Origin of the sequence: Rhizobium sp. NLR16a (assembly GCF_017948245.1) — a bacterium.
Lineage (GTDB): Bacteria > Pseudomonadota > Alphaproteobacteria > Rhizobiales > Rhizobiaceae > Rhizobium.
This window is the reverse complement of sequence record NZ_CP072865.1, coordinates 3,853,119-3,871,734: the sequence shown is the minus strand read 5'-3', so window position 1 is coordinate 3,871,734 and position 18,616 is coordinate 3,853,119. Positions and strand designations below refer to the sequence as shown.

20 protein-coding genes are annotated in these 18,616 nt (G+C 61.9%); 12 read left to right on the top strand and 8 right to left on the bottom strand.

Annotated elements, in window-relative coordinates; translation table 11 throughout:
• Nucleotides 1–12: 12 nt before the first annotated feature.
• Nucleotides 13–1,845, bottom strand: coding sequence for a translation elongation factor 4 (gene lepA, locus J7U39_RS18780; RefSeq protein ID WP_085776615.1), 1,833 nt, complete (start codon nt 1,843–1,845; stop codon nt 13–15).
• A gap of 77 nt (nt 1,846–1,922) precedes the next feature.
• Nucleotides 1,923–2,621, bottom strand: a complete 699-nt coding sequence (tenA, locus tag J7U39_RS18775; protein ID WP_210629548.1) for a thiaminase II — start codon at nt 2,619–2,621, stop codon at nt 1,923–1,925.
• 137 nt (nt 2,622–2,758) lie between these two features.
• Between tenA and J7U39_RS18770 the strand changes: the two genes are divergently transcribed.
• The gene (locus J7U39_RS18770) at nt 2,759–3,328 is read left to right on the top strand and encodes an XRE family transcriptional regulator (protein WP_210629547.1); all 570 of its coding nucleotides are present in this window, start codon (nt 2,759–2,761) and stop codon (nt 3,326–3,328) included.
• A gap of 24 nt (nt 3,329–3,352) precedes the next feature.
• A complete protein-coding gene (locus J7U39_RS18765; protein ID WP_210629546.1) occupies nt 3,353–3,871 on the top strand; it encodes a GNAT family N-acetyltransferase in 519 nt (172 codons plus the stop codon).
• Between the two features lie 15 nt (nt 3,872–3,886).
• Here the strand turns inward: J7U39_RS18765 and J7U39_RS18760 are convergent, their stop codons facing one another.
• Nucleotides 3,887–4,498, bottom strand: a complete 612-nt coding sequence (locus J7U39_RS18760; protein ID WP_210629545.1) for an HAD-IA family hydrolase — start codon at nt 4,496–4,498, stop codon at nt 3,887–3,889.
• 134 nt (nt 4,499–4,632) lie between these two features.
• On the opposite strand from J7U39_RS18760, the gene J7U39_RS18755 reads away from it, so the two are divergent.
• The 3 genes from J7U39_RS18755 (at nt 4,633) to J7U39_RS18745 (ending at nt 7,206) form a co-directional block, all read left to right on the top strand.
• Nucleotides 4,633–5,658, top strand: a complete 1,026-nt coding sequence (locus J7U39_RS18755; protein WP_210629544.1) for a histone deacetylase family protein — start codon at nt 4,633–4,635, stop codon at nt 5,656–5,658.
• Nucleotides 5,659–5,667: 9 nt separating this feature from the next.
• Nucleotides 5,668–6,219: a recombination regulator RecX gene (gene recX, locus J7U39_RS18750; RefSeq protein ID WP_210629543.1), complete on the top strand. Its 552-nt coding sequence runs from the start codon at nt 5,668–5,670 to the stop codon at nt 6,217–6,219.
• Nucleotides 6,220–6,312: 93 nt separating this feature from the next.
• A complete protein-coding gene (locus J7U39_RS18745; protein WP_210629542.1) occupies nt 6,313–7,206 on the top strand; it encodes an EamA family transporter in 894 nt (297 codons plus the stop codon).
• On the opposite strand, the gene J7U39_RS18740 is transcribed toward J7U39_RS18745, so the two are convergent.
• Nucleotides 7,207–7,674, bottom strand: a complete 468-nt coding sequence (locus J7U39_RS18740) for a truncated hemoglobin (RefSeq protein ID WP_210629541.1) — start codon at nt 7,672–7,674, stop codon at nt 7,207–7,209.
• A gap of 171 nt (nt 7,675–7,845) precedes the next feature.
• Between J7U39_RS18740 and mbfA the strand changes: the two genes are divergently transcribed.
• A complete protein-coding gene (mbfA, locus tag J7U39_RS18735) occupies nt 7,846–8,829 on the top strand; it encodes an iron exporter MbfA (protein ID WP_207244224.1) in 984 nt (327 codons plus the stop codon).
• A gap of 261 nt (nt 8,830–9,090) precedes the next feature.
• On the opposite strand, the gene J7U39_RS18730 is transcribed toward mbfA, so the two are convergent.
• Entirely contained in the window at nt 9,091–9,690 is a 600-nt protein-coding gene (locus J7U39_RS18730) for a transglutaminase-like cysteine peptidase (RefSeq protein WP_210629540.1), read from the bottom strand.
• A gap of 137 nt (nt 9,691–9,827) precedes the next feature.
• Complete coding sequence (locus tag J7U39_RS18725; RefSeq protein WP_210629539.1) at nt 9,828–10,679, bottom strand: alpha/beta hydrolase; 852 nt, start codon at nt 10,677–10,679, stop codon at nt 9,828–9,830.
• A gap of 179 nt (nt 10,680–10,858) precedes the next feature.
• On the opposite strand from J7U39_RS18725, the gene infC reads away from it, so the two are divergent.
• From infC to pheT, 5 genes are all read left to right on the top strand, one after another.
• Entirely contained in the window at nt 10,859–11,395 is a 537-nt protein-coding gene (infC, locus tag J7U39_RS18720) for a translation initiation factor IF-3 (RefSeq protein ID WP_073990355.1), read from the top strand.
• A gap of 366 nt (nt 11,396–11,761) precedes the next feature.
• A complete protein-coding gene (gene rpmI / locus J7U39_RS18715; RefSeq protein WP_011423646.1) occupies nt 11,762–11,965 on the top strand; it encodes a 50S ribosomal protein L35 in 204 nt (67 codons plus the stop codon).
• A 39-nt stretch (nt 11,966–12,004) separates the two neighbouring features.
• A complete protein-coding gene (gene rplT / locus J7U39_RS18710) occupies nt 12,005–12,409 on the top strand; it encodes a 50S ribosomal protein L20 (RefSeq protein WP_011423647.1) in 405 nt (134 codons plus the stop codon).
• Nucleotides 12,410–12,556: 147 nt separating this feature from the next.
• Nucleotides 12,557–13,639, top strand: a complete 1,083-nt coding sequence (gene pheS, locus J7U39_RS18705) for a phenylalanine--tRNA ligase subunit alpha (RefSeq protein WP_210629538.1) — start codon at nt 12,557–12,559, stop codon at nt 13,637–13,639.
• Nucleotides 13,640–13,655: 16 nt separating this feature from the next.
• Nucleotides 13,656–16,079, top strand: coding sequence for a phenylalanine--tRNA ligase subunit beta (gene pheT / locus J7U39_RS18700; protein ID WP_210629537.1), 2,424 nt, complete (start codon nt 13,656–13,658; stop codon nt 16,077–16,079).
• Between the two features lie 51 nt (nt 16,080–16,130).
• Here the strand turns inward: pheT and J7U39_RS18695 are convergent, their stop codons facing one another.
• On the bottom strand, nt 16,131–16,490 hold the full coding sequence (locus J7U39_RS18695; protein WP_210629536.1) for a nuclear transport factor 2 family protein: 360 nt from the start codon (nt 16,488–16,490) through the stop codon (nt 16,131–16,133).
• 91 nt (nt 16,491–16,581) lie between these two features.
• Nucleotides 16,582–17,577 carry an aldo/keto reductase gene (locus J7U39_RS18690; RefSeq protein ID WP_210629535.1) on the bottom strand — a complete coding sequence of 332 codons (996 nt, stop codon included), beginning with the start codon at nt 17,575–17,577 and terminating at the stop codon, nt 16,582–16,584.
• Between the two features lie 129 nt (nt 17,578–17,706).
• Between J7U39_RS18690 and J7U39_RS18685 the strand changes: the two genes are divergently transcribed.
• Entirely contained in the window at nt 17,707–18,615 is a 909-nt protein-coding gene (locus J7U39_RS18685; protein WP_210629534.1) for a LysR family transcriptional regulator, read from the top strand.
• Nucleotide 18,616 lies beyond the last annotated feature (1 nt).

Here is an 18,616-nt window from a genome sequence, read left to right as displayed (position 1 = left end):
CATTGAGAAGCGTTATTCATCGCCCATCTTGAGCGCGGCGATGAAGGCTTCCTGCGGAATCTCCACCTTGCCGAACTGGCGCATGCGCTTCTTGCCTTCCTTCTGCTTGTCGAGCAGCTTGCGCTTGCGGGTGGCGTCGCCGCCGTAGCACTTGGCCGTCACATCCTTGCGCAGGGCCGAGATGGTCTCGCGGGCAATGACGTTGCCGCCGATCGCCGCCTGGATCGGGATCTTGAACATGTGCTTCGGGATCAGCTCCTTCAGCCGCTCGCACATGTCGCGGCCGCGCTTTTCGGCTGCCATGCGATGCACGAGCATCGAGAGCGCATCGACCGGCTCGCCATTGACAAGGATCGACATCTTCACGAGGTTGCCTGCGCGGTAGCCTTCGAGGTGATAGTCGAAGGATGCGTAGCCCTTGGAGATCGATTTCAGCCGGTCGTAGAAGTCGAAGACCACCTCGTTGAGCGGCAGTTCGTAGGTCACCATCGCCCGGGTGCCGACATAGGTCAGCTCGGTCTGGATGCCGCGGCGGTCCTGGCAGAGCTTCAGGATGCCGCCGAGATAATCGTCCGGCGTCATGATCGTCGCCTTGATCCAGGGCTCGCGGATTTCGGCAATCTTGACGACATCGGGCATATCGGCCGGATTGTGCAGTTCGCGCTCGCTGCCGTCGGTCATCGTCAGCTGATAGACTACGGAAGGCGCGGTGGCGATGAGGTCGAGGTCGAACTCACGCTCCAGGCGCTCCTGGATGATTTCGAGATGCAGCAGGCCGAGGAAGCCGCAGCGGAAGCCGAAGCCGAGGGCTGCCGACGATTCCATCTCGAAGGAGAAGGAGGCGTCGTTGAGGCGAAGCTTGCCCATGGCGGCGCGCAGGTCTTCGAAATCGGCGGCATCGACCGGAAAAAGGCCGCAGAAGACGACCGGCTGCGCCGGCTTGAAGCCCGGCAGGGCTTCCGCGGTCGGGCGCTTGTCTTCGGTAATCGTATCGCCGACACGCGTATCGGCCACTTCCTTGATCGAGGCGGTGATGAAGCCGATCTCGCCGGGGCCGAGGCTGTCGACATTGACCATCTTCGGCGTCAGCACGCCGACGCGCTCCACCTGATATTTCGCATCGGTGCCCATCATGCGGATCGTCTGGCCCTTGGTCAGCACGCCGTCGATGACGCGCACGAGAACCATGACGCCGAGATAGGTGTCGTACCAGCTGTCGACGAGCAGCGCCTTCAGCGGCGCCTTCTCGCCGCCCGGGCTCTTCGGCGCCGGCAGCTTATGGACGATCGCTTCCAGCACGTCGGGAATGCCGAGGCCGGTCTTGGCCGAGATCAGCACGGCCTCGGAAGCGTCGATACCGATCACTTCCTCGATCTGTTCCTTGATGCGGTCGGGTTCGGCGGCCGGCAGGTCGATCTTGTTGAGGACGGTGACGAGTTCGTGGTTGTTGTCGATCGCCTGGTAGACGTTGGCGAGCGTCTGCGCTTCGACGCCTTGGCTGGCGTCGACGACGAGCAGCGAGCCTTCGCATGCTGACAGCGACCGCGAGACTTCATAGGCAAAGTCGACGTGGCCGGGCGTGTCGATCAGGTTGAGAATGTATTTCTCGCCGTTGTTTGCCTGGTAGTGCAGGCGCACGGTCTGGGCCTTGATGGTGATGCCGCGCTCACGCTCGATCTCCATATTGTCGAGCACCTGCTCGGACATTTCGCGCTCGGCAAGTCCGCCCGTCGTCTGGATCAGGCGGTCGGCCAGCGTCGATTTGCCGTGGTCGATATGGGCCACGATCGAGAAGTTGCGGATATGGGACAGCGGAGTGGTCGAATTGGTGCTCATGCGCGCCATATAGCAGCGCCGCCCCCTGCCGCAAAGCGGTAATTATCCCCGAATTTACGCTATTTTGCGGGTCCGCGGCCAGCGTGTCAGATCGGCCAGGTCTCCAGCCGCCAGGCCGAATCCCAGAACATCCATTCATATTGCGAGGCGCGCACGAAAACGTCCATCATCGCGGCACGTTCCGTCTCCGATGCGGCGCGTGCGGCGATATCGGTCAGCGCGATCACCTCGCGGGCGCCGGCTGCAAATTGCGGATCGCCATAGGTGTTGATCCAGGCCTGGAAGACATTGCCATCGATTGCCGGCCTGCCTTTGATGCCTTCGCCGACATGCATGTAGATCCAGAAGCAGGGCAGGATGGCCGAAAGCGCAACGGCATAGGAGCTGTGATAGGCGGTCGCCAGAAGGAAATTCGTATAGGCGAAGCAGGAAGGCGAGGGCTCGGCGGCCGTCACGTCCGCGCTCGAAATGCCGAATTGCGAGAGGAAGCCCGCATGCAGGCCCTGCTCGACGGTGATGGCCTTCTGCGCCGAACTGAGGAAGCGCAGCACCTGTGCATTGTCGGGCGCCTTTGCCGCGACGATGGCGAGGCACCGGGCATAATGCTTCAGATAGATTGCGTCCTGCAGGATATAGTGACGGAAAACCTCCGGGGGCAGCGTGCCGTCCGAAAGCCGTTCCAGGAGCGGCAGTTGCTCGATCTCGGCCATAAGAGGCTTGATCCGCTCCCAGGCGGCGGCCGTGAAGCTTCCCGTGATTTCGGTGTTATGCATGCTGCCGTCCATGAGGTCCTCCGCTCTGCAAGCGCCGCTGCCATATATCGGCGGCGCGGCGGTGAAGGCAAGCGAGATGAAGCATCGACGGAGGCTTGATTCCATCATGAGATAATGTATTTCTCATATAGTAGAATAATGGATCGGCGATGGAACGGGAACTCGAACAGGCGATCGGTATCCGCATTCGCACATTGCGGCTGCAAAAGGGCCTGACGCTGGATGAGCTTGCCGAGGCGTCGGGCGTCAGCCGCGCGATGATCTCGCGCATCGAGCGGGCGGAGGCGAGCCCGACCGCCTCGCTGCTGGCAAGGGTCTGTGCCGCGCTCGGCCTGTCGCTGTCAGCCTTCTTTGCAGAGGAGGGGCAGCAGGCCTCGCCGCTGGCACGCCGGCAGGAGCAGCAGGTCTGGCGTGATCCGGAGACCGGTTATCTCAGGCGCGCGGTATCGGCGCCCGGCACCGGCTCTGCCGTCGATATCGTCGAAGTCGAATTTCCACCCGGCGCTCGCGTCAGCTTCCCACCGCATGCGGCATCCCATGACATGACGCAACATGTCTGGCTCTTCGACGGCGAGTTGGAGATGACGGCGGGTGAGGCGGTCTACCGGCTGCGTCCAGGCGATTGCCTTTTCATGCCCGTCGGCGAGGGCCATTCCTTTCATAACCCGGGTCATGCGCCGGCGCGCTATTGCGTCGTGCTCGATCGCGGCGGCCGATGACGACCTTCATTTCAGGAGAAGAACATGTCTGACATTCGCATCCTTTCCGCCGAGGAGGCCCGCGCTTCCATTCCGGCCCTCTCGGAAGTGCTGGCCGATTGCGTCACGGGCGGCGCCTCCGTCGGCTTCATGCAGCCCTATGGACCTGAAGATGCCGAGCGCTATTGGCTGGACGTTGCCGATTCGGTTGCCGGCGGCGGCAGCCTGCTTGTTGTCGCCGAACTCGATGGCCGGATCGTCGGCACGGTGCAGGTGGGCGCCGCGCTGATGCCGAACCAGCCGCATCGCGGCGATCTGAAGAAGCTCCTGGTGCATCGTTCCGCCCGCGGGCGCGGCCTTGCCCGGCTGCTGATGGAAGCCGCCGAACGCGAGGCGGCCGCCCGCGGCAAGACCCTGCTCGTGCTCGATACGGCAACCGGCAGCGATGCCGAGGCGATCTATCCGCGCCTGGGCTGGCAGCGCGTCGGCGTCATCCCCGATTATGCTCTGTGGCCGGAAGGCGGCTTCTGCGACACCACCTTGTTCTACAAGCGGCTCGCCTGATTGCGCCCGCGCCGCTCATGCCCACCTTGCGAATATGGGAAGCGCGCCGGCCAAGGTCGCCCCCGCCGTCCATTGTGCCGCGTTCCAACCGAACTGCCGCGCCGTTTCGACATTCGCCGCCATATCGTCAATGAATGCGATCTCCGCGGCCAGGACCCCGGCACGTTCGGTCGCCATCCGGAAGAAGTCGGGCGAAGGCTTGCTGTGTCCGAGTGCTGCCGAATAGACGATGTCGTCGAAATGGGCGCCAAGGTCCAGCTGTTCCATCAGGTAACGCGCCCGCCTGTGCTCTTGGTTGGTCGCCAGGAAGAGAGTGACGCCGCTTCGCCTGAGAGCGGCGAGATCCTCCAGCAGATTGCGGTCGAGCCGGGAATCGTTTTCGAACCAGTAATCGATCAGCGCCGCGGCGCTGAGATGGGGCGCGATCTTTGCGAGCACGTCGGCGAGCCTTGGCTCCAGTGCTTCGCGGCCGATAATGATGTCTCCCCAGTGAACCTGGAAAAACTCCTGCTGCAGCAGATCGGGTCGCAGGCCGAGATCGCGCTCGAGATAGGTGAAGTGGGGCAGCCCGTCGGTCGGACGGCCATGGATGAGCACGCCGTCGACATCGACCATCAGCACTTTCATGCGGCAGTTTCCTTCGGACTCAAAACCTCGCGAAGGGTGAAGTCATTTACTTTGGCGATCAAGGGCGCCGCGCCGGCTTTTTCGTCGCGGCCGACCCATGTAAATCTCGAATTCCAATCAAGGACGGATCCGAAATGCGCGTCATCTATTCCGAAGAGCACAAGCTGCGCGATGCCAGGACCGAGCTCTATGCCGGCCAGCTGGTGACGCCCTTTGAGGCGCCGTTTCGCGCCGAGTGGATCCTGGCGGCGGTCACTGAAGCCGGTTTCCGGGATGTCGCGGCACCGGATGCGCATGGGCTGGAAACGGCCCGAAAGGTGCATGATCCCGCCTATCTCGATTTTCTCGCCACCGTCTGGGATCGCTGGGTGGCGGCCGGCTTCGAGGGCGAGGCGATCGCCAATTCCTTCCCGGTCCGCCGCACCAGCCAGCGCGTGCCCGACAATATCGTCGGTGCGATCGGCCATTACGCCAATGCCGCCGACACCTCCATCACCAAGGGCTCCTATGAAGCGGCGATCGCCTCGATGCGTTGCGCCATCACCGGCGCGGATTGGCTGAATGCCGGCAACCGGTTCGCCTTTGCGCTTTGCCGGCCGCCTGGCCATCATGCCGGCATCGATCTCTTCGGCGGCTATTGTTTCATCAACAATGCGGGCGTCGCGGCCCAGCGGCTCATCGATGACGGTGCGAAGAAGGTCGCCGTGCTCGATGTCGATTTCCATCACGGCAACGGCACGCAGGACCTCTTCTATCACAGAGGTGACGTCTTCACCGCCTCGCTGCATGGCGATCCGATGTTTGCCTTTCCCTATTTCCTCGGCCATGCCGACGAAGAGGGCGAAGGAGAGGGCACGGGTAGCAACCGCAATTATCCGATGCCGCCCCACACGCCCTGGCAGGTCTGGTCTTCGGCCCTTGCCGATGCGCTCGCCCGCATCAAGGCCTTCGGTGCCGAGGCGATCGTTGTGGCGCTCGGCGTCGATACCTTCGAGCGAGACCCGATTTCCTTCTTCCAGCTGAAATCGGAAGATTTCATTCGCATGGGAGAGATGATCTCCGCCGCCGGCCTGCCCGTCGTCATCTGCATGGAGGGCGGTTACGGCGTGCCGGAAATCGGCCTCAACGTCGCCAATGTCCTCAAGGGCCTGGAAGCCTGATCGCTTGATATGACCGACGACACCATTCCATCCGATATACCGACGCCGCGCATGCTGAGCTGGGCGCGCAATTCCGCCATCTACAGGCTGGAGCGGCGGATGATGACGGAAAAACAGCTGTTTGACGCCATCACCCGTAAGGCGAAGGAGAAGTTCGAGGATATCGGCGCGGCGCAACTCAAGGCCCTTGCCGATTTTGCCGTCAGGTTCGCTTATGACAACAATGCGCTCGATGATCGCGCCTATGCCGAGATCAGCACGCGCTCCCAGCTGCGCGGCGGCAAATCGAAGCGCGCCATCGCCCGGAAACTTGCGGCCAAGGGTGTTGCTGGCGATAAGGTCGAGGCCGCCCTTGCGGAGGCTGACGATCTCTACGCCGCGGCGATATTTGCCCGCAAACGCGCCTTCGGTCCCTTCCGCCGCGTCCAGCTTGACGAAAAGCGAAAGGCCAAAGAGCTTTCGGCCTTCGCCCGTAACGGCTTCAGCTTCGATATCGGCAGGAAAGTGTTCGACATGAGTTTGGAGGATGCCGAAGACGTCATCCTGGCCCGCCGTCTTTGATATCGCATAAGGCCTTTTGCTGGCCGGATCAGAAGTTTGAATTTGTCGCTCGCAGGCCGTCTTCGTAAGAAGAGCGCACAATCGGGGGCGAGCATGGAAGAAAGAGCAAATGCTGGCGCGGGCACGCTGACCGCAGAGGCGTCAACAGCATTTGGCGGGGTAGCGACCGGTGGGCTGATGTGCCTCCTGTCCATGTCGTCGATCCAATTCGGCGCCGCACTCTCATCCTCGGCCATCTCAACCTATGGGCCGGCCGGCGCCAGCTGGCTGCGCCTGGCTTTTGCGGCCATCATTCTCGCCCTTGTCGTGCGGCCGCGCATCGTCAGCTACAACAGGGCGCAATGGACGAGCGCACTGGTTCTCGGCGCGACGACAGCGCTGATGACCATGAGCTTCTTCGCGGCGATCGCGCGCATTCCGCTCGGTCTGGCCGTGGCGATCGATTTTCTCGGTCCGCTGTCCGTTGCGACCATCGGCTATGGCCTCAGCCGGCGTCTCGTCTGGCCGCTCATTGCAGCACTTGGCGTTCTGGCCCTCGCCCATGACGGTAAAGGCTGGGTCGGCGATACCGGGGGCATTCTTTTTGCGCTCGGCGCGGGAACCGGGTGGGCGATCTATATCGTCCTGACAAAAAAGATCGGCGCGAGCTTCAAGGGGCTGGAAGGACTGTCCATGTCGCTGATGGTCGCCGCTCTTGTCGCCACACCCTTTGGCTTCGCCGGCGCCGTGCCGAAGCTCGATGCTTACGGCCTGGTTGAAATGGCGGGCCTTGCCATCCTTGTGCCGCTGCTGCCCTACACTCTGGAACTGATCGCCCTGCGGCGCATGCCGACAGCCTCCTTCGGCATTCTCATGAGCCTCGAGCCGGCCATTGCGGCACTCGCGGGTTTCGTCATTCTGGCGCAGCCGATGACGCTGCTGCAGATGGCCGGAACTGCCCTGGTCGTGGCCGCAAGCGCCGGCGCGACCTTTTCCGCACGGCAGTGATCAACCCGCCTTTTTCGCGGGATCGTCGAGAGCGGGATTGTAGAACAGCGACAGCGCCAGGCTTTTGGCGATCCGCTCGGCGGTCGCCATGAACCAGGCCTTGGCTTCCGGCGAGGGGGCGATATCGTCAAGTGTCGCGGCAAACAGCGCCAGCCACTTCGGAAAAAGATCGGACGTCAGGTTCTGAACGGTGGTATGCGCCTGCACCGGCTTGCCGCCATAGGCGCCGCTGCGGAAAGCGACGGCCGACCAGAAGCTCTTCATCTTCTCCAGATGCTCCGGCCAGCGGCCGGAAAGCCGCGCATCGAATACCGGGCCGAGATCGGGATGCTCCAGCACGCGCCCGTAGAAAGTCTCGACCAGGCTGCCGATAAAGGCCTCGTCGACCCCCATCGCCCGCATCTCGGCCGCCGCCTTTTCGCGGATCGCCGCGACATGGGCAGGACGGCCCTGAATATCATTGTTCATCATAAACCCCGGCGCCGCATGATGCGGCAGCCTCCATATAGGCCTTTACCCCAGCGAACCAAAGCCGCTCGTGCGGATTGCGGCAATCTGTCAGCCGGTCCGCCCCGGCCACTTGACCGCCATCGCTTCCTTGCTTAGATTTAGAATTATTCTAAATTATTGGAGAGATTTATGCTGGCGCGTTTTTTCAGATCGCCGAAACGATCCTTCGAGTCCCTCTCCGAGCAGGAGATTCTCGCCCTTGCGATTGCCTCCGAGGAAGACGACGCCCGCATCTATCTGGCCTATGCCGATAGGCTGCGCCCTGAATTTCCGGCTTCGGCCAAGGTCTTCGAGGATATGGCCGAGGTCGAGGACACGCACCGCAAATCGCTGTTCGAAATCCACCGACAGCGTTTCGGCGAGCGTATCCCGCTGATCCGGCGCGAGCATGTGCAGGGCTTTTACGAGCGCAAGCCGGACTGGCTGAGAGCCAACCTGTCACTCGATGCGATGCGGCAGGAGACTGAGGCGATGGAGGAGCAGGCCTATCGTTTTTATGTCGAGGCGGCAAAGCGCACCACCGACGCCTCGACGCGTGAGCTTCTCGGCGACCTCGCACTCGCCGAACAAGGGCACGAAGACATCGCCCGCATGCTTGGCGACAAACATACGCCTGAGGATATCAGGCACGACGAGGACGAGACCGCGCACCGGCAATTCGTGCTGACCTATGTGCAGCCGGGCCTTGCCGGCTTGATGGACGGCTCTGTCTCGACGCTGGCGCCGATCTTTGCCGCCGCCTTCGCAACCCAGGACACATGGCAGACCTTCCTCGTCGGTCTTTCCGCCTCCGTCGGCGCCGGCATCTCGATGGGCTTCACCGAGGCCGCCCATGACGACGGCAAGATCTCCGGCCGGGGCTCGCCGATCAAACGTGGCCTTGCCTGCGGCATCATGACGGCGCTCGGCGGCCTTGGCCACGCGCTGCCCTATCTGATCCCTCATTTCTGGACGGCGACGATCACCGCCGCCATCATCGTCTTCTTCGAACTCTGGGCAATCGCCTTCATCCAGAACCGCTACATGGAAACCCCCTTCCTGCGCGCCGCCTTCCAGGTGGTGCTCGGCGGCGGCCTGGTCCTCGGCGCCGGCATCCTGATCGGGAATGGGTGAGGAGCGGTCGGCGAAGCCGAGCAATCGATCCAGTGAATCGATTGCAGCGACGAACGCCCTGAGCCAAAGCGAAGGGCCGGGAGACGGTGCGGCATATCAACACCTCATCTCCGGCGGCACGCACGATCAACGCTCAATGAGGTGCACAGCACGGACCTCGAAGGAAGAGGACTGCGAAAGCTAACGACGACGCGTCTCCAATCTCCAAAAAGCAAAAGGCCGGCTTTCGCCGGCCTTTTCCCCCGCATCCCCTTGAGATCCCTATCGAAGAGCGCCGACCAGAAGGTCGCGGCCGTTCTCGATGGTGACCCAGCGGCCAGCATTGTAGCTCGACTGGCGCTTGACGAAAGTATAGGCCGTCGCGAACCAGGGCTTCACGTCGGCAGCGAGATTATCGAGCACGAAATCGCCCTCGGCGGTGCGCAGCGTCAAGACAGCATGGCCTTCACCGTCAGGCTTGCGCACGACGGTCATCAGCAGGTCGGCGGCCGAAAAGCCGCGCTGGATCAGCATGCGGCGCTTCAGCAGCGCGAAATCTTCGCAGTCGCCGGCGGTCGTCGGATAGGCCCAGACCTCGTCCTTGCCGTAGATTTCCTTGTCGGTCATCGGCTTGATCGTGCTGTTGACCGTGGTGTTGAGCGAACGGACGAGCGACCACTTCGCCGGCGTCATCTCGATCGGGCCCGCATTGCGGTTCGCGCCGCATTCACTGCTGTGGATCTGACAGAAATCGTAATGGCCGATCGGCTGCGAAGTGGCATTGCCTGTTACCATGGAAGCATTTCTGCTTGGAGCTGGGATGGCGGCAGTCGCCATCGCAAACACGGCCATCATGGCCACAAAGACACCCTTGATCCGCACGCCCGCTCTTTCCTTGATCGCCCCTTAATTATTAACAAATTGTTAATGGAGAGGGCGGAGAAGAGTCAATCGTTACTTCTTGGGAGAGCGTTGCAACGCGCCAACATGGTTAAAATGCAACGGGTTGGCGGCTTGCGTTAGGGGAATTTCTCGGGCGGTGCTGTTCGAATGGGCATCTGCATATTTGTTGATGAACGAATGATGCCTTTGACGGCGCTGAGGAGAAGGGCGATATCGCCCGGGCGGGAAAGGCGGTGGTCGCCATCGCGGATGAAGGTCAGCACCACGTCGTCGGCGGGAAGGTGCTCCAGAAGCTTCATCGCGTGCGCATGCGGCACGTCCGGATCTTTCATGCCCTGCAGGATATGGACCGGGCAGCCCGTCTCGATCATGCCGTCGAGCACCCGGTTTTTGCGCCCGTCCTCGATCAGCGCCTGCGTATAGATGTTCGGTTCCGGGCTGTATTGCGAGCGCTCTTCGAAATAGCCGCGCTCCGCCAGCGACTTGCGTTCCTTGGCCTTAAGGTTCGGCTCGATCAGTTCGGAGGTGAAATCGGGCGCCGGCGCGATCAGCACCATGCCGGCGAGCTTCGGACCACCCTGTCGGGCGAGTTCCTGCGCCAGCCGGAGCGCGATCCAGCCTCCCATCGAGGAACCGACGAGAATGAAGCGCTCGGGCGCAACATGGCGGATGACGGCAAGCGCTTCCTCCAGCCAGCGCGAGATCGTGCCGTCGCGAAAGCTGCCGCCGGAAAGCCCATGGCCTGAATAGTCGAGGCGGATGCAGGCCGCACCGAGTTCGGCCGCCAGCCCATCGATCTCCGCCGCCTTGGTGCCGCTCATGTCGGAACGGTAGCCGGATAGCCAAACGAGCGATGGGGCAGCATTGCCGGCCTGCGCCGGACGCAGGAGCATGGCGATCTCCCGTGCCGCCTCGCCTTCGCCGACGGTCAGGAACTGCGGTTGGGCATTGCTGATCTGATCGGACATCGGCGAAACCTCCTGTTGTTTCGGCCTATAAAACAGATTCTTGGCAGGCTGACAGCTGGTGATTTTTCCGCTAAAGGATGATATTGACTCCGTTGCAGCGATAACGAGATACGTTTGTGCACCCAAGATTGAGCGTGCGCGGCTGCAACGTTCCGAAACAACGCGAGGAGAATACGACCATTCGCAGACCTTTTAAGACCGATGCGCCCGTGAAGGACGGACCGCGCTCGAATCGTGAAATCCGCATTCCCAAAGTTCAGCTGATCGCGGCTGACGGACAGAATATGGGCGTCGTGCCCACCGACCAGGCCTTGAGAATGGCGGAAGAAGCCGGCCTCGATCTTGTCGAAATTTCCCCGAATGCCGAACCGCCGGTGTGCAAGATCCTCGATCTGGGCAAGCTGAAATATGCCAACCAGAAGAAGGCTGCCGAAGCGCGCAAGAAGCAGAAGATCGTCGAAGTCAAAGAAATCAAGATGCGCCCGAACATCGACACCCATGATTATGAGGTGAAGATGAAGGCGATGGGCCGCTTCTTCGACGAAGGCGACAAGGTCAAGGTGACGCTGAAATTCCGCGGCCGTGAAATGGCCCACCAGGAACTCGGCATGAAGCTTCTGCAGCAGGTCAAGGCGGATACGACCGAGATTGCCAAGGTCGAGGCCGAGCCCAAGCTCGAAGGCCGTCAGATGATGATGGTGCTGGCGCCGAAGTAAGCGCCAGTCACTTCTTGCCCAAGGCCGTCCGCAAGGGCGGCTTTTGTGCGTTTGGCTACCCTGTCTTCAGCCTTTGTTTTATGCATGTCGTTATCCCGGAACCGCCGCACACTTCCGGGCGACATGCGTAGCCGAAGATTCCTCCGGGGCCCCGTTGCACTTTCGTGACGCTGCGGTTATAAGCGCGCGTCCGAACTGACCGGCAGGGCATGCCGTGGCAGTTTCGAATGCTTGCGGAACGGTTCGTCGCCGATGCCGCAGATCAACAACAAACGCTCCCGCACCTTGTTGCGACGACCGGAGAACCGGACTTCGCAAGGAGGGCTTTTTGATGAAGCGCGCAGGGAGGACAGAAGGAGTAGCAAAATGCCCAAGATGAAGACGAAGTCCGCTGCCAAGAAGCGGTTCAAGATCACCGCATCCGGCAAGGTCAAGGCGGCTGCCGCTGGCAAGCGCCATGGCATGATCAAGCGCACGAACAAGTTCATTCGCGATGCACGCGGCACGATGGTTCTCGCAGAACCCGATGGCCGCAAGGTCGTGAAGAACTATCTGCCGAACGGTCTCTGAGACTATTCCGGTAACGCGTTAGATTAAGGAGATCATGATATGGCACGTGTAAAAAGAGGCGTCGCAGCCCACGCCAAGCATAAGAAGGTTCTGAAGGCCGCGAAGGGCTTTTACGGCCGCCGCAAGAACACCATCCGTACCGCCAAGGCTGCCGTCGATCGCGCCAAGCAGTACGCCTACCGCGACCGCAAGGTCAACAAGCGCAACTTCCGCGCCCTCTGGATCCAGCGCATCAACGCTGCCGTCCGTGAATTCGGCCTGACCTATGGCCGCTTCATCGACGGCCTGAACAAGGCTGGCATCGAAGTCGACCGCAAGGTTCTGTCCGACATGGCGATCCACGAGCCGGAAGCATTCGGCGCCCTGGTTGCTGCCGCTAAGAAGGCCCTTGAATATCTCAAGGAAACCGGCACGGCTAACGAGTTTGAAGGCGCGGTTCGGTAACCAGCGCTTCCCAAGCTTGACGCTTTTTGAATTTTGGGAAACCCGCGCTGGTTTGGGCTGGCGCGGGTTTTTCTTTCTTTATATTCCTTGCGCCGGCCTCTCCAGCCTGCCTTTCGAACGCCGCCTGATCTGGACGGAAAGAAGACGATGTCAGATATCGACCAGCTTAAATCTACCTTGCTTGCCGAAATTTCCGCCGCTGGTGATGAGCCCGCGCTTGAAGCCGTGCGCGTGTCCGCGCTTGGCAAGAAGGGCTCCGTCTCCGAACTGCTGAAGACGCTCGGCGCCATGACGCCGGAGGAACGCCAGACCCGGGGGGCTGCGATCAACGCCCTGAAGAATGCGGTGACGGACGCCATTGCCGAACGCAAGTCAGTGCTGAAGGTTGCGGCTGTCAATGCGCGGCTGAAGGCCGAGACGGTCGATATCAGCCTGCCGGTGCGCTCCTCGCCCGCCGAGCGCGGCCGCATCCACCCGATCAGCCAGATCGTCGACGAGATCACCGCGATCTTCGCCGACATGGGCTTCTCGATCGCCGAAGGTCCCGATATCGAAACCGACTACTACAATTTCACGGCGCTGAACTTCCCCGAAGGCCATCCGGCCCGCGAGATGCATGACACTTTCTTCTTCAATCCGGATGAGAATGGTGAGCGCAAAGTGCTGCGCACCCATACCTCGCCGGTGCAGGTGCGCACTATGGAGACGCAAAAACCGCCGATCCGCATCATCATTCCCGGCAAGACCTATCGCCAGGACTCTGACGCCACACATTCGCCGATGTTCCATCAGGTCGAGGGCCTGGTCGTCGACAAGAAGGCCAATGTCGCCAACATGCGCTGGGTGCTGGAAGAATTCTGCAAGACCTTCTTTGAGGTCGACAGCGTGACGATGCGTTTCCGCCCGTCCTTCTTCCCCTTCACCGAGCCCTCCTTCGAGGTCGATATTCAGTGCGACCGCTCCGGTCCGATCGTCAAGTTCGGCGAAGGCACCGACTGGATGGAGATCCTCGGCTGCGGCATGGTCCACCCGAACGTGTTGCGCTATGGCGGGCTCGATCCGGACGAATATCAGGGTTTTGCCTGGGGCATGGGCCTCGATCGCATCGCCATGCTGAAATACGGCATGCCCGACCTGCGCGACTTCTTCAATGCCGACGTCCGCTGGATGACGCATTACGGCTTCCGCCCGCTCGACATGCCGACGCTGTTCGGCGGTCTGAGCGCTTGAACGGAGATTTGGGACGATGAAATTCACGCTCTCCTGGCTGAAAGAGCATCTCGAAACGGATGCCACGCTGGATGAAATCTGCGCCCGCCTCACCGAGATCGGGTTGGAAGTCGAGGATGTCGATGACAAGGCGGCGTTCAAGCCCTTCGTCATCGCCAAGGTCCTGTCGGCGGAAAAACATCCCCAGGCCGATCGCCTGAAGGTGTTGATGGTGGATACCGGATCCGGCGCGCCGGTGCAGGTCGTGTGCGGTGCCCCGAATGCACGCGCCGGCCTGGTCGGCGCCTTTGCCGCACCTGGAACCTATGTTCCCGGCATCGAGGTGACGCTGGCCGTCGGCAATATCCGCGGCGTCGAAAGCCGCGGCATGATGTGCTCCGAAAAGGAGCTTGAGATTTCCGACAATCATGACGGCATCATCGATCTGCCGGAGGATGCGCCGGTCGGCCGGAGTTATGCTTCCTATGCCCATCTCGACGATCCCGTCATCGAGATCAACCTGACGCCGAACCGGCCGGACTGCACCTCGATCCACGGCATCGCCCGTGATCTCGCCGCCTCCGGTCTCGGCACGCTGAAGACGCGGTCTGCGCCGTCCTTCGCTATCGAAGGCGAAACGCCGGTGAAGCTGACGCTCGATCTCGATGATCCCAGGCTCTGCCCAGGCTTTGCGCTGCGTCTCGTGCGCGGCGTCACGAACGGCCCGAGCCCGCGCTGGATGCAGCAGCGGCTCACCGCCATTGGCCTGCGCCCGATCAATGCGCTGGTTGATATCACCAATTACATGACCTTCGATCAGGGCCGCCCGATCCACGTCTTCGATGCCGCCAAGATAAAGGGCAATCTCACTGTCCGCCGGGCAAGGGAAGGTGAGACTGTGCTGGCGCTCGACCAGCGCGAATACAAGCTCGGCCCGAACAATGTCGTCATATCAGATGAAGAAGGCATCGAATCGATCGGCGGCATCATGGGCGGCGAACATTCCGGCTGCGACGACAACACCGTCGACGTCCTGATCGAATCCGCTCTGTGGGATCCGATGAACATCGCCAAATCCGGCCGCAGTCTCGGCATCATCACCGATGCCCGCTATCGCTTCGAACGCGGCGTCGATCCGGAATACATGGTTCCCGGTCTCGAACGCACGACGGAACTGGTGCTGGAACTCTGCGGCGGCACCGCCGCCAGGGCCGAGATTGTCGGCTATCACGGCTACGAACCGAAGGTCGTCGATTTCCCCTATTCGGAGGTCAAGCGCCTGACCGGCCTCGACGTCTCGAATGAGGAAAGCAACACGATCCTGACGCGTCTCGGCTTCACGGTCTCCGGTTCCGGCGAGCGCGTCTCCGTCGCCGTTCCCTCCTGGCGCCCGGATGTCGACGGCAAGGCGGATCTCGTCGAGGAGGTCATGCGCATCCATGGCGTCGACAATATCAAGCCGGCGCCGCTCGAAAGCCATGCCGCCGTCAACGGCAAGATTCTGACGACTCTGCAGATCCGCACCCGTGCGGCCAAGCGGGCGCTGGCCGCGCGCGGCATGCTCGAAGCCGTCACCTGGTCCTTCATTGCGGAGGAACATGCGAAGCTGTTCGGCGGCGGTTCGCCAGCCCTCAAGCTTGCCAATCCGATCGCTGTCGAAATGTCGGACATGCGCCCGTCGTTGCTGCCGGGTCTGCTGACCGCAGCTCAGCGCAATGCCGACAAGGGTTATGCCGACGTCGCCATCTTCGAGGTCTCGGGCACCTATGAAAACGACCGGCCGGAAGGCCAGCGCCGCGTCGCCGGCGGCATCCGCCGCGGCACGGCCTCGCTCGCCGGCGCCGGCCGCATGTGGTCGAATGCAGCCAAGGGCGGCGGCAAGCCGGTCGACGCCTTCGACGCCAAGGCCGATGCGCTCGCCGTCATCGAAGCCTGCGGCCTGCCGACGAGCAACATCCAGATCGAGCAGGGCGGCCCCGAATGGTTTCATCCTGGCCGCTCCGGCACGATCAAGATGGGGCCAAAGATCGTGCTCGGCTATTTCGGCGAATTCCATCCGTTGACGCTGGAAGCCCTTGATGTCTCCGGCGCTCTCTGCGGCTTCGAAGTCTATCTCGATGCTATGGCGGAGCCGAAGAAGAAGGCGACCCGCACCAAGCCGGCGCTCGATCTGTCGCCGTTCCAGGCCGTCAAGCGCGACTTCGCCTTCGTCGTCGACAAGACGGTGGAATCAGGCGCGATCGTCAAGGCTGCGACCGGCGCCGACCGCAAGCTCATCACCGGCGTTAATGTCTTCGACATCTTCGAGGGCGCATCGGTCGGCGAGGGCAAGAAGTCGGTGGCGATCGAGGTTCAGATCCAGCCGGTCGAGCGCACGCTGACGGATGAGGATTTCGAGGCGCTGACGCAGAAGATCGTGGCGAGCGTGACGAAATTCACCGGCGGTGTGCTCAGAAGTTGAGCTTCATCTTCCGAAAACTGAAGAGACCGGTCGCGTAAGCGGCCGGTCTTTTCACGTATGAAGATGGTAGAGCTTGCTGACGATCACCCAGCGTCCTTCGATCTTCAGCAGCGAGAGATAGTCGGTAAAGCGCATTCCGGCGAAATCGTCGGTGACCTTGACGCTTGCCGCGTCACCCTCGACATCGACGTTCTGGATGTCCATGAAAGGCTGCGTGCCGGGCGCGGCGGGCTCCTCCGCCAGGATCGCGGCGATGAATTCGTCCCGCGTCAGCCATTCGACGGCATTCTGGTAATAGCCGATGATCGAGCTTTTCGGGTGAAAGGCCTTCTTCAAGGCTGCCGCATTGGCGAAGGCCATGCCTTCGACATAGAGATGAACCGTCTGTTCGACTGCCTGCCTGTCCGACATGTTTCCATCCCGTTCTCCAAGATGACGTTAGATAGTTTCGCCGGCCGCGAAGGCAAGCCCGACCTATGCGACCGGCCGGGCTTGTCCGTTTTCAAATGTTCGTCATGGCAAGCGAGGCATCCGAATAGCGCTTGCCGGCGACCTGTGCCGCTGGGATCGCTTCGCCGAGCTGATCAAGCTCCTCCGCGCTGAGCGTGATATCGGCAGCGGCGACATTTTGTTCGAGGTGGTGAAGCTTGCGCGCGCCGGGGATCGGCACGATGTCGTCGCCCTGGTTCAGCACCCAGGCCAGTGCCAGCTGCGCCGCGGTCACGCCTTTGGCGGCGGCTAGCTTTTCGAGCGTTGCGACAAGCGCGGCATTGGCGTCGAAATTCTCCGCCTGGAAACGCGGCACCTGCCGGCGGAAATCGTCGGCGACAAGGTCGTCGGCCTTGCGGATCGCTCCTGTCAGGAAACCGCGCCCGAGCGGGCTGTAGGGCACGAAGCCGATGCCGAGTTCGCGGCAGGTGGCAAGCACATCCTCTTCGGGATCGCGCGTCCACAGCGAATATTCGCTCTGAAGCGCTGCGATCGGATGGACCCCATGCGCGCGCCGGATCGTGGCGCTGCCGGCTTCCGAGAGGCCGAGGGCGCGAACTTTCCCTTCCTTCACAAGCTCGGCCATGGCGCCGACCGTCTCCTCGATCGGCACGTTGGGGTCGACCCGGTGCTGGTAGAGCAGATCGATCGTCTCGATGCCCAAACGCTTGAGTGAGGCTTCGGCGACCGCACGCACATGTTCGGGACGGCTGTCGACGCCGGCGATGGCGGCAGCGCCGGCCTGGCTGGTATCGATCCTGAAGCCGAATTTGGTGGCGATCACCACGCGGTCGCGGAAGGGCTTCAGCGCTCTTCCGAGAAGAACCTCGTTGGTGAAGGGGCCATAGACCTCGGCGGTGTCGAAGAAGGTGACGCCGAGATCGACGGCGCGGTGCAGTGTCCTCACTGATTCCGCTTCGTCGCTGGCGCCATAGGCAAAGCTCATGCCCATGCAGCCGAGGCCGACGGCAGAGACCGACAAATCGCTTCCGAGTTTTCTGGTTTTCATGATGCGCTCCTTTTCTGAGCTGGCGCCGAACCGCTTGGGAGATCATTGCGGCAGGGGCAGACTATATCGGCGCCGTATCAATCAAAAAATGCATGCAGTTTCTAACAGCCTGTTCTATAATTTCGATCAATGGACAGAAGGCAACTCTCTCAACTCGCCGTTCTCGCCGCCGTCGCGGAGCATCGCAGCTTCCGGGCCGCGGCCAAGGAACTGCTCGTCGCGCCGTCGGCGGTCAGCCACGCCATTTCGAGCCTGGAGGACAGTCTCGGCGTCAGGCTTCTGGCGCGTACGACCCGCAGTGTCGCGCCGACAGAGGAAGGCCGGCTGCTTCTCGAAAGGTTGCGTCCGGCGCTCGAGGAGATCGGCGTCGCGTTGGAGGCGGTCAACGATACGCGCGGCAAACCGGCCGGAAACCTGCGCGTCACTGCGCCGCGCTTCGCCTCCGATATCCTGCTCGCCCCGCGCCTTGGCGATTTTCTCAACACCTATCCCGATATCACGCTGGAGATCGCCAATGAGGACGGCTTCACCGATATCGTCAAGGAGGGTTTCGACGCGGGCATCCGGCTGGAGGAGAGCCTGGAGGCCGATATGATCGCAGTCAGGATCTCACCCAATCTGACGACGGTGATCGCGGCCTCGCCGGAATATTTCGAGCGCTATCCGAAGCCGGAGCACCCGCGCGATCTCGTCCATCATCGTTGCATCAAGCGACGCTTCACCAACGGCTCCATCTATCGTTGGGAATTCGAAAAGGATGGGCAGGAACTGATCGTCGCGGTCGATGGGCCGCTTGTTGTCAGCGAGGACCGGCTGGCCCTGCTCGCGGCGCTGAACGGCGCCGGCCTTGCCTATCTCTTCGACATGCGGGTGCATACCGAACTGACGGCCGGCAGGCTGGTGCGGGTGCTGGAGGATTGGTGCGCGCCCTATCCCGGGTGGTTTGTCTATTATCCGAGCCGACGGCAAATGCGGCCGGCGCTGCGCGCCTTCATCGATTTCTTCAGGTATGCGGTGAGGGATGCGGGCGGCCGATGAG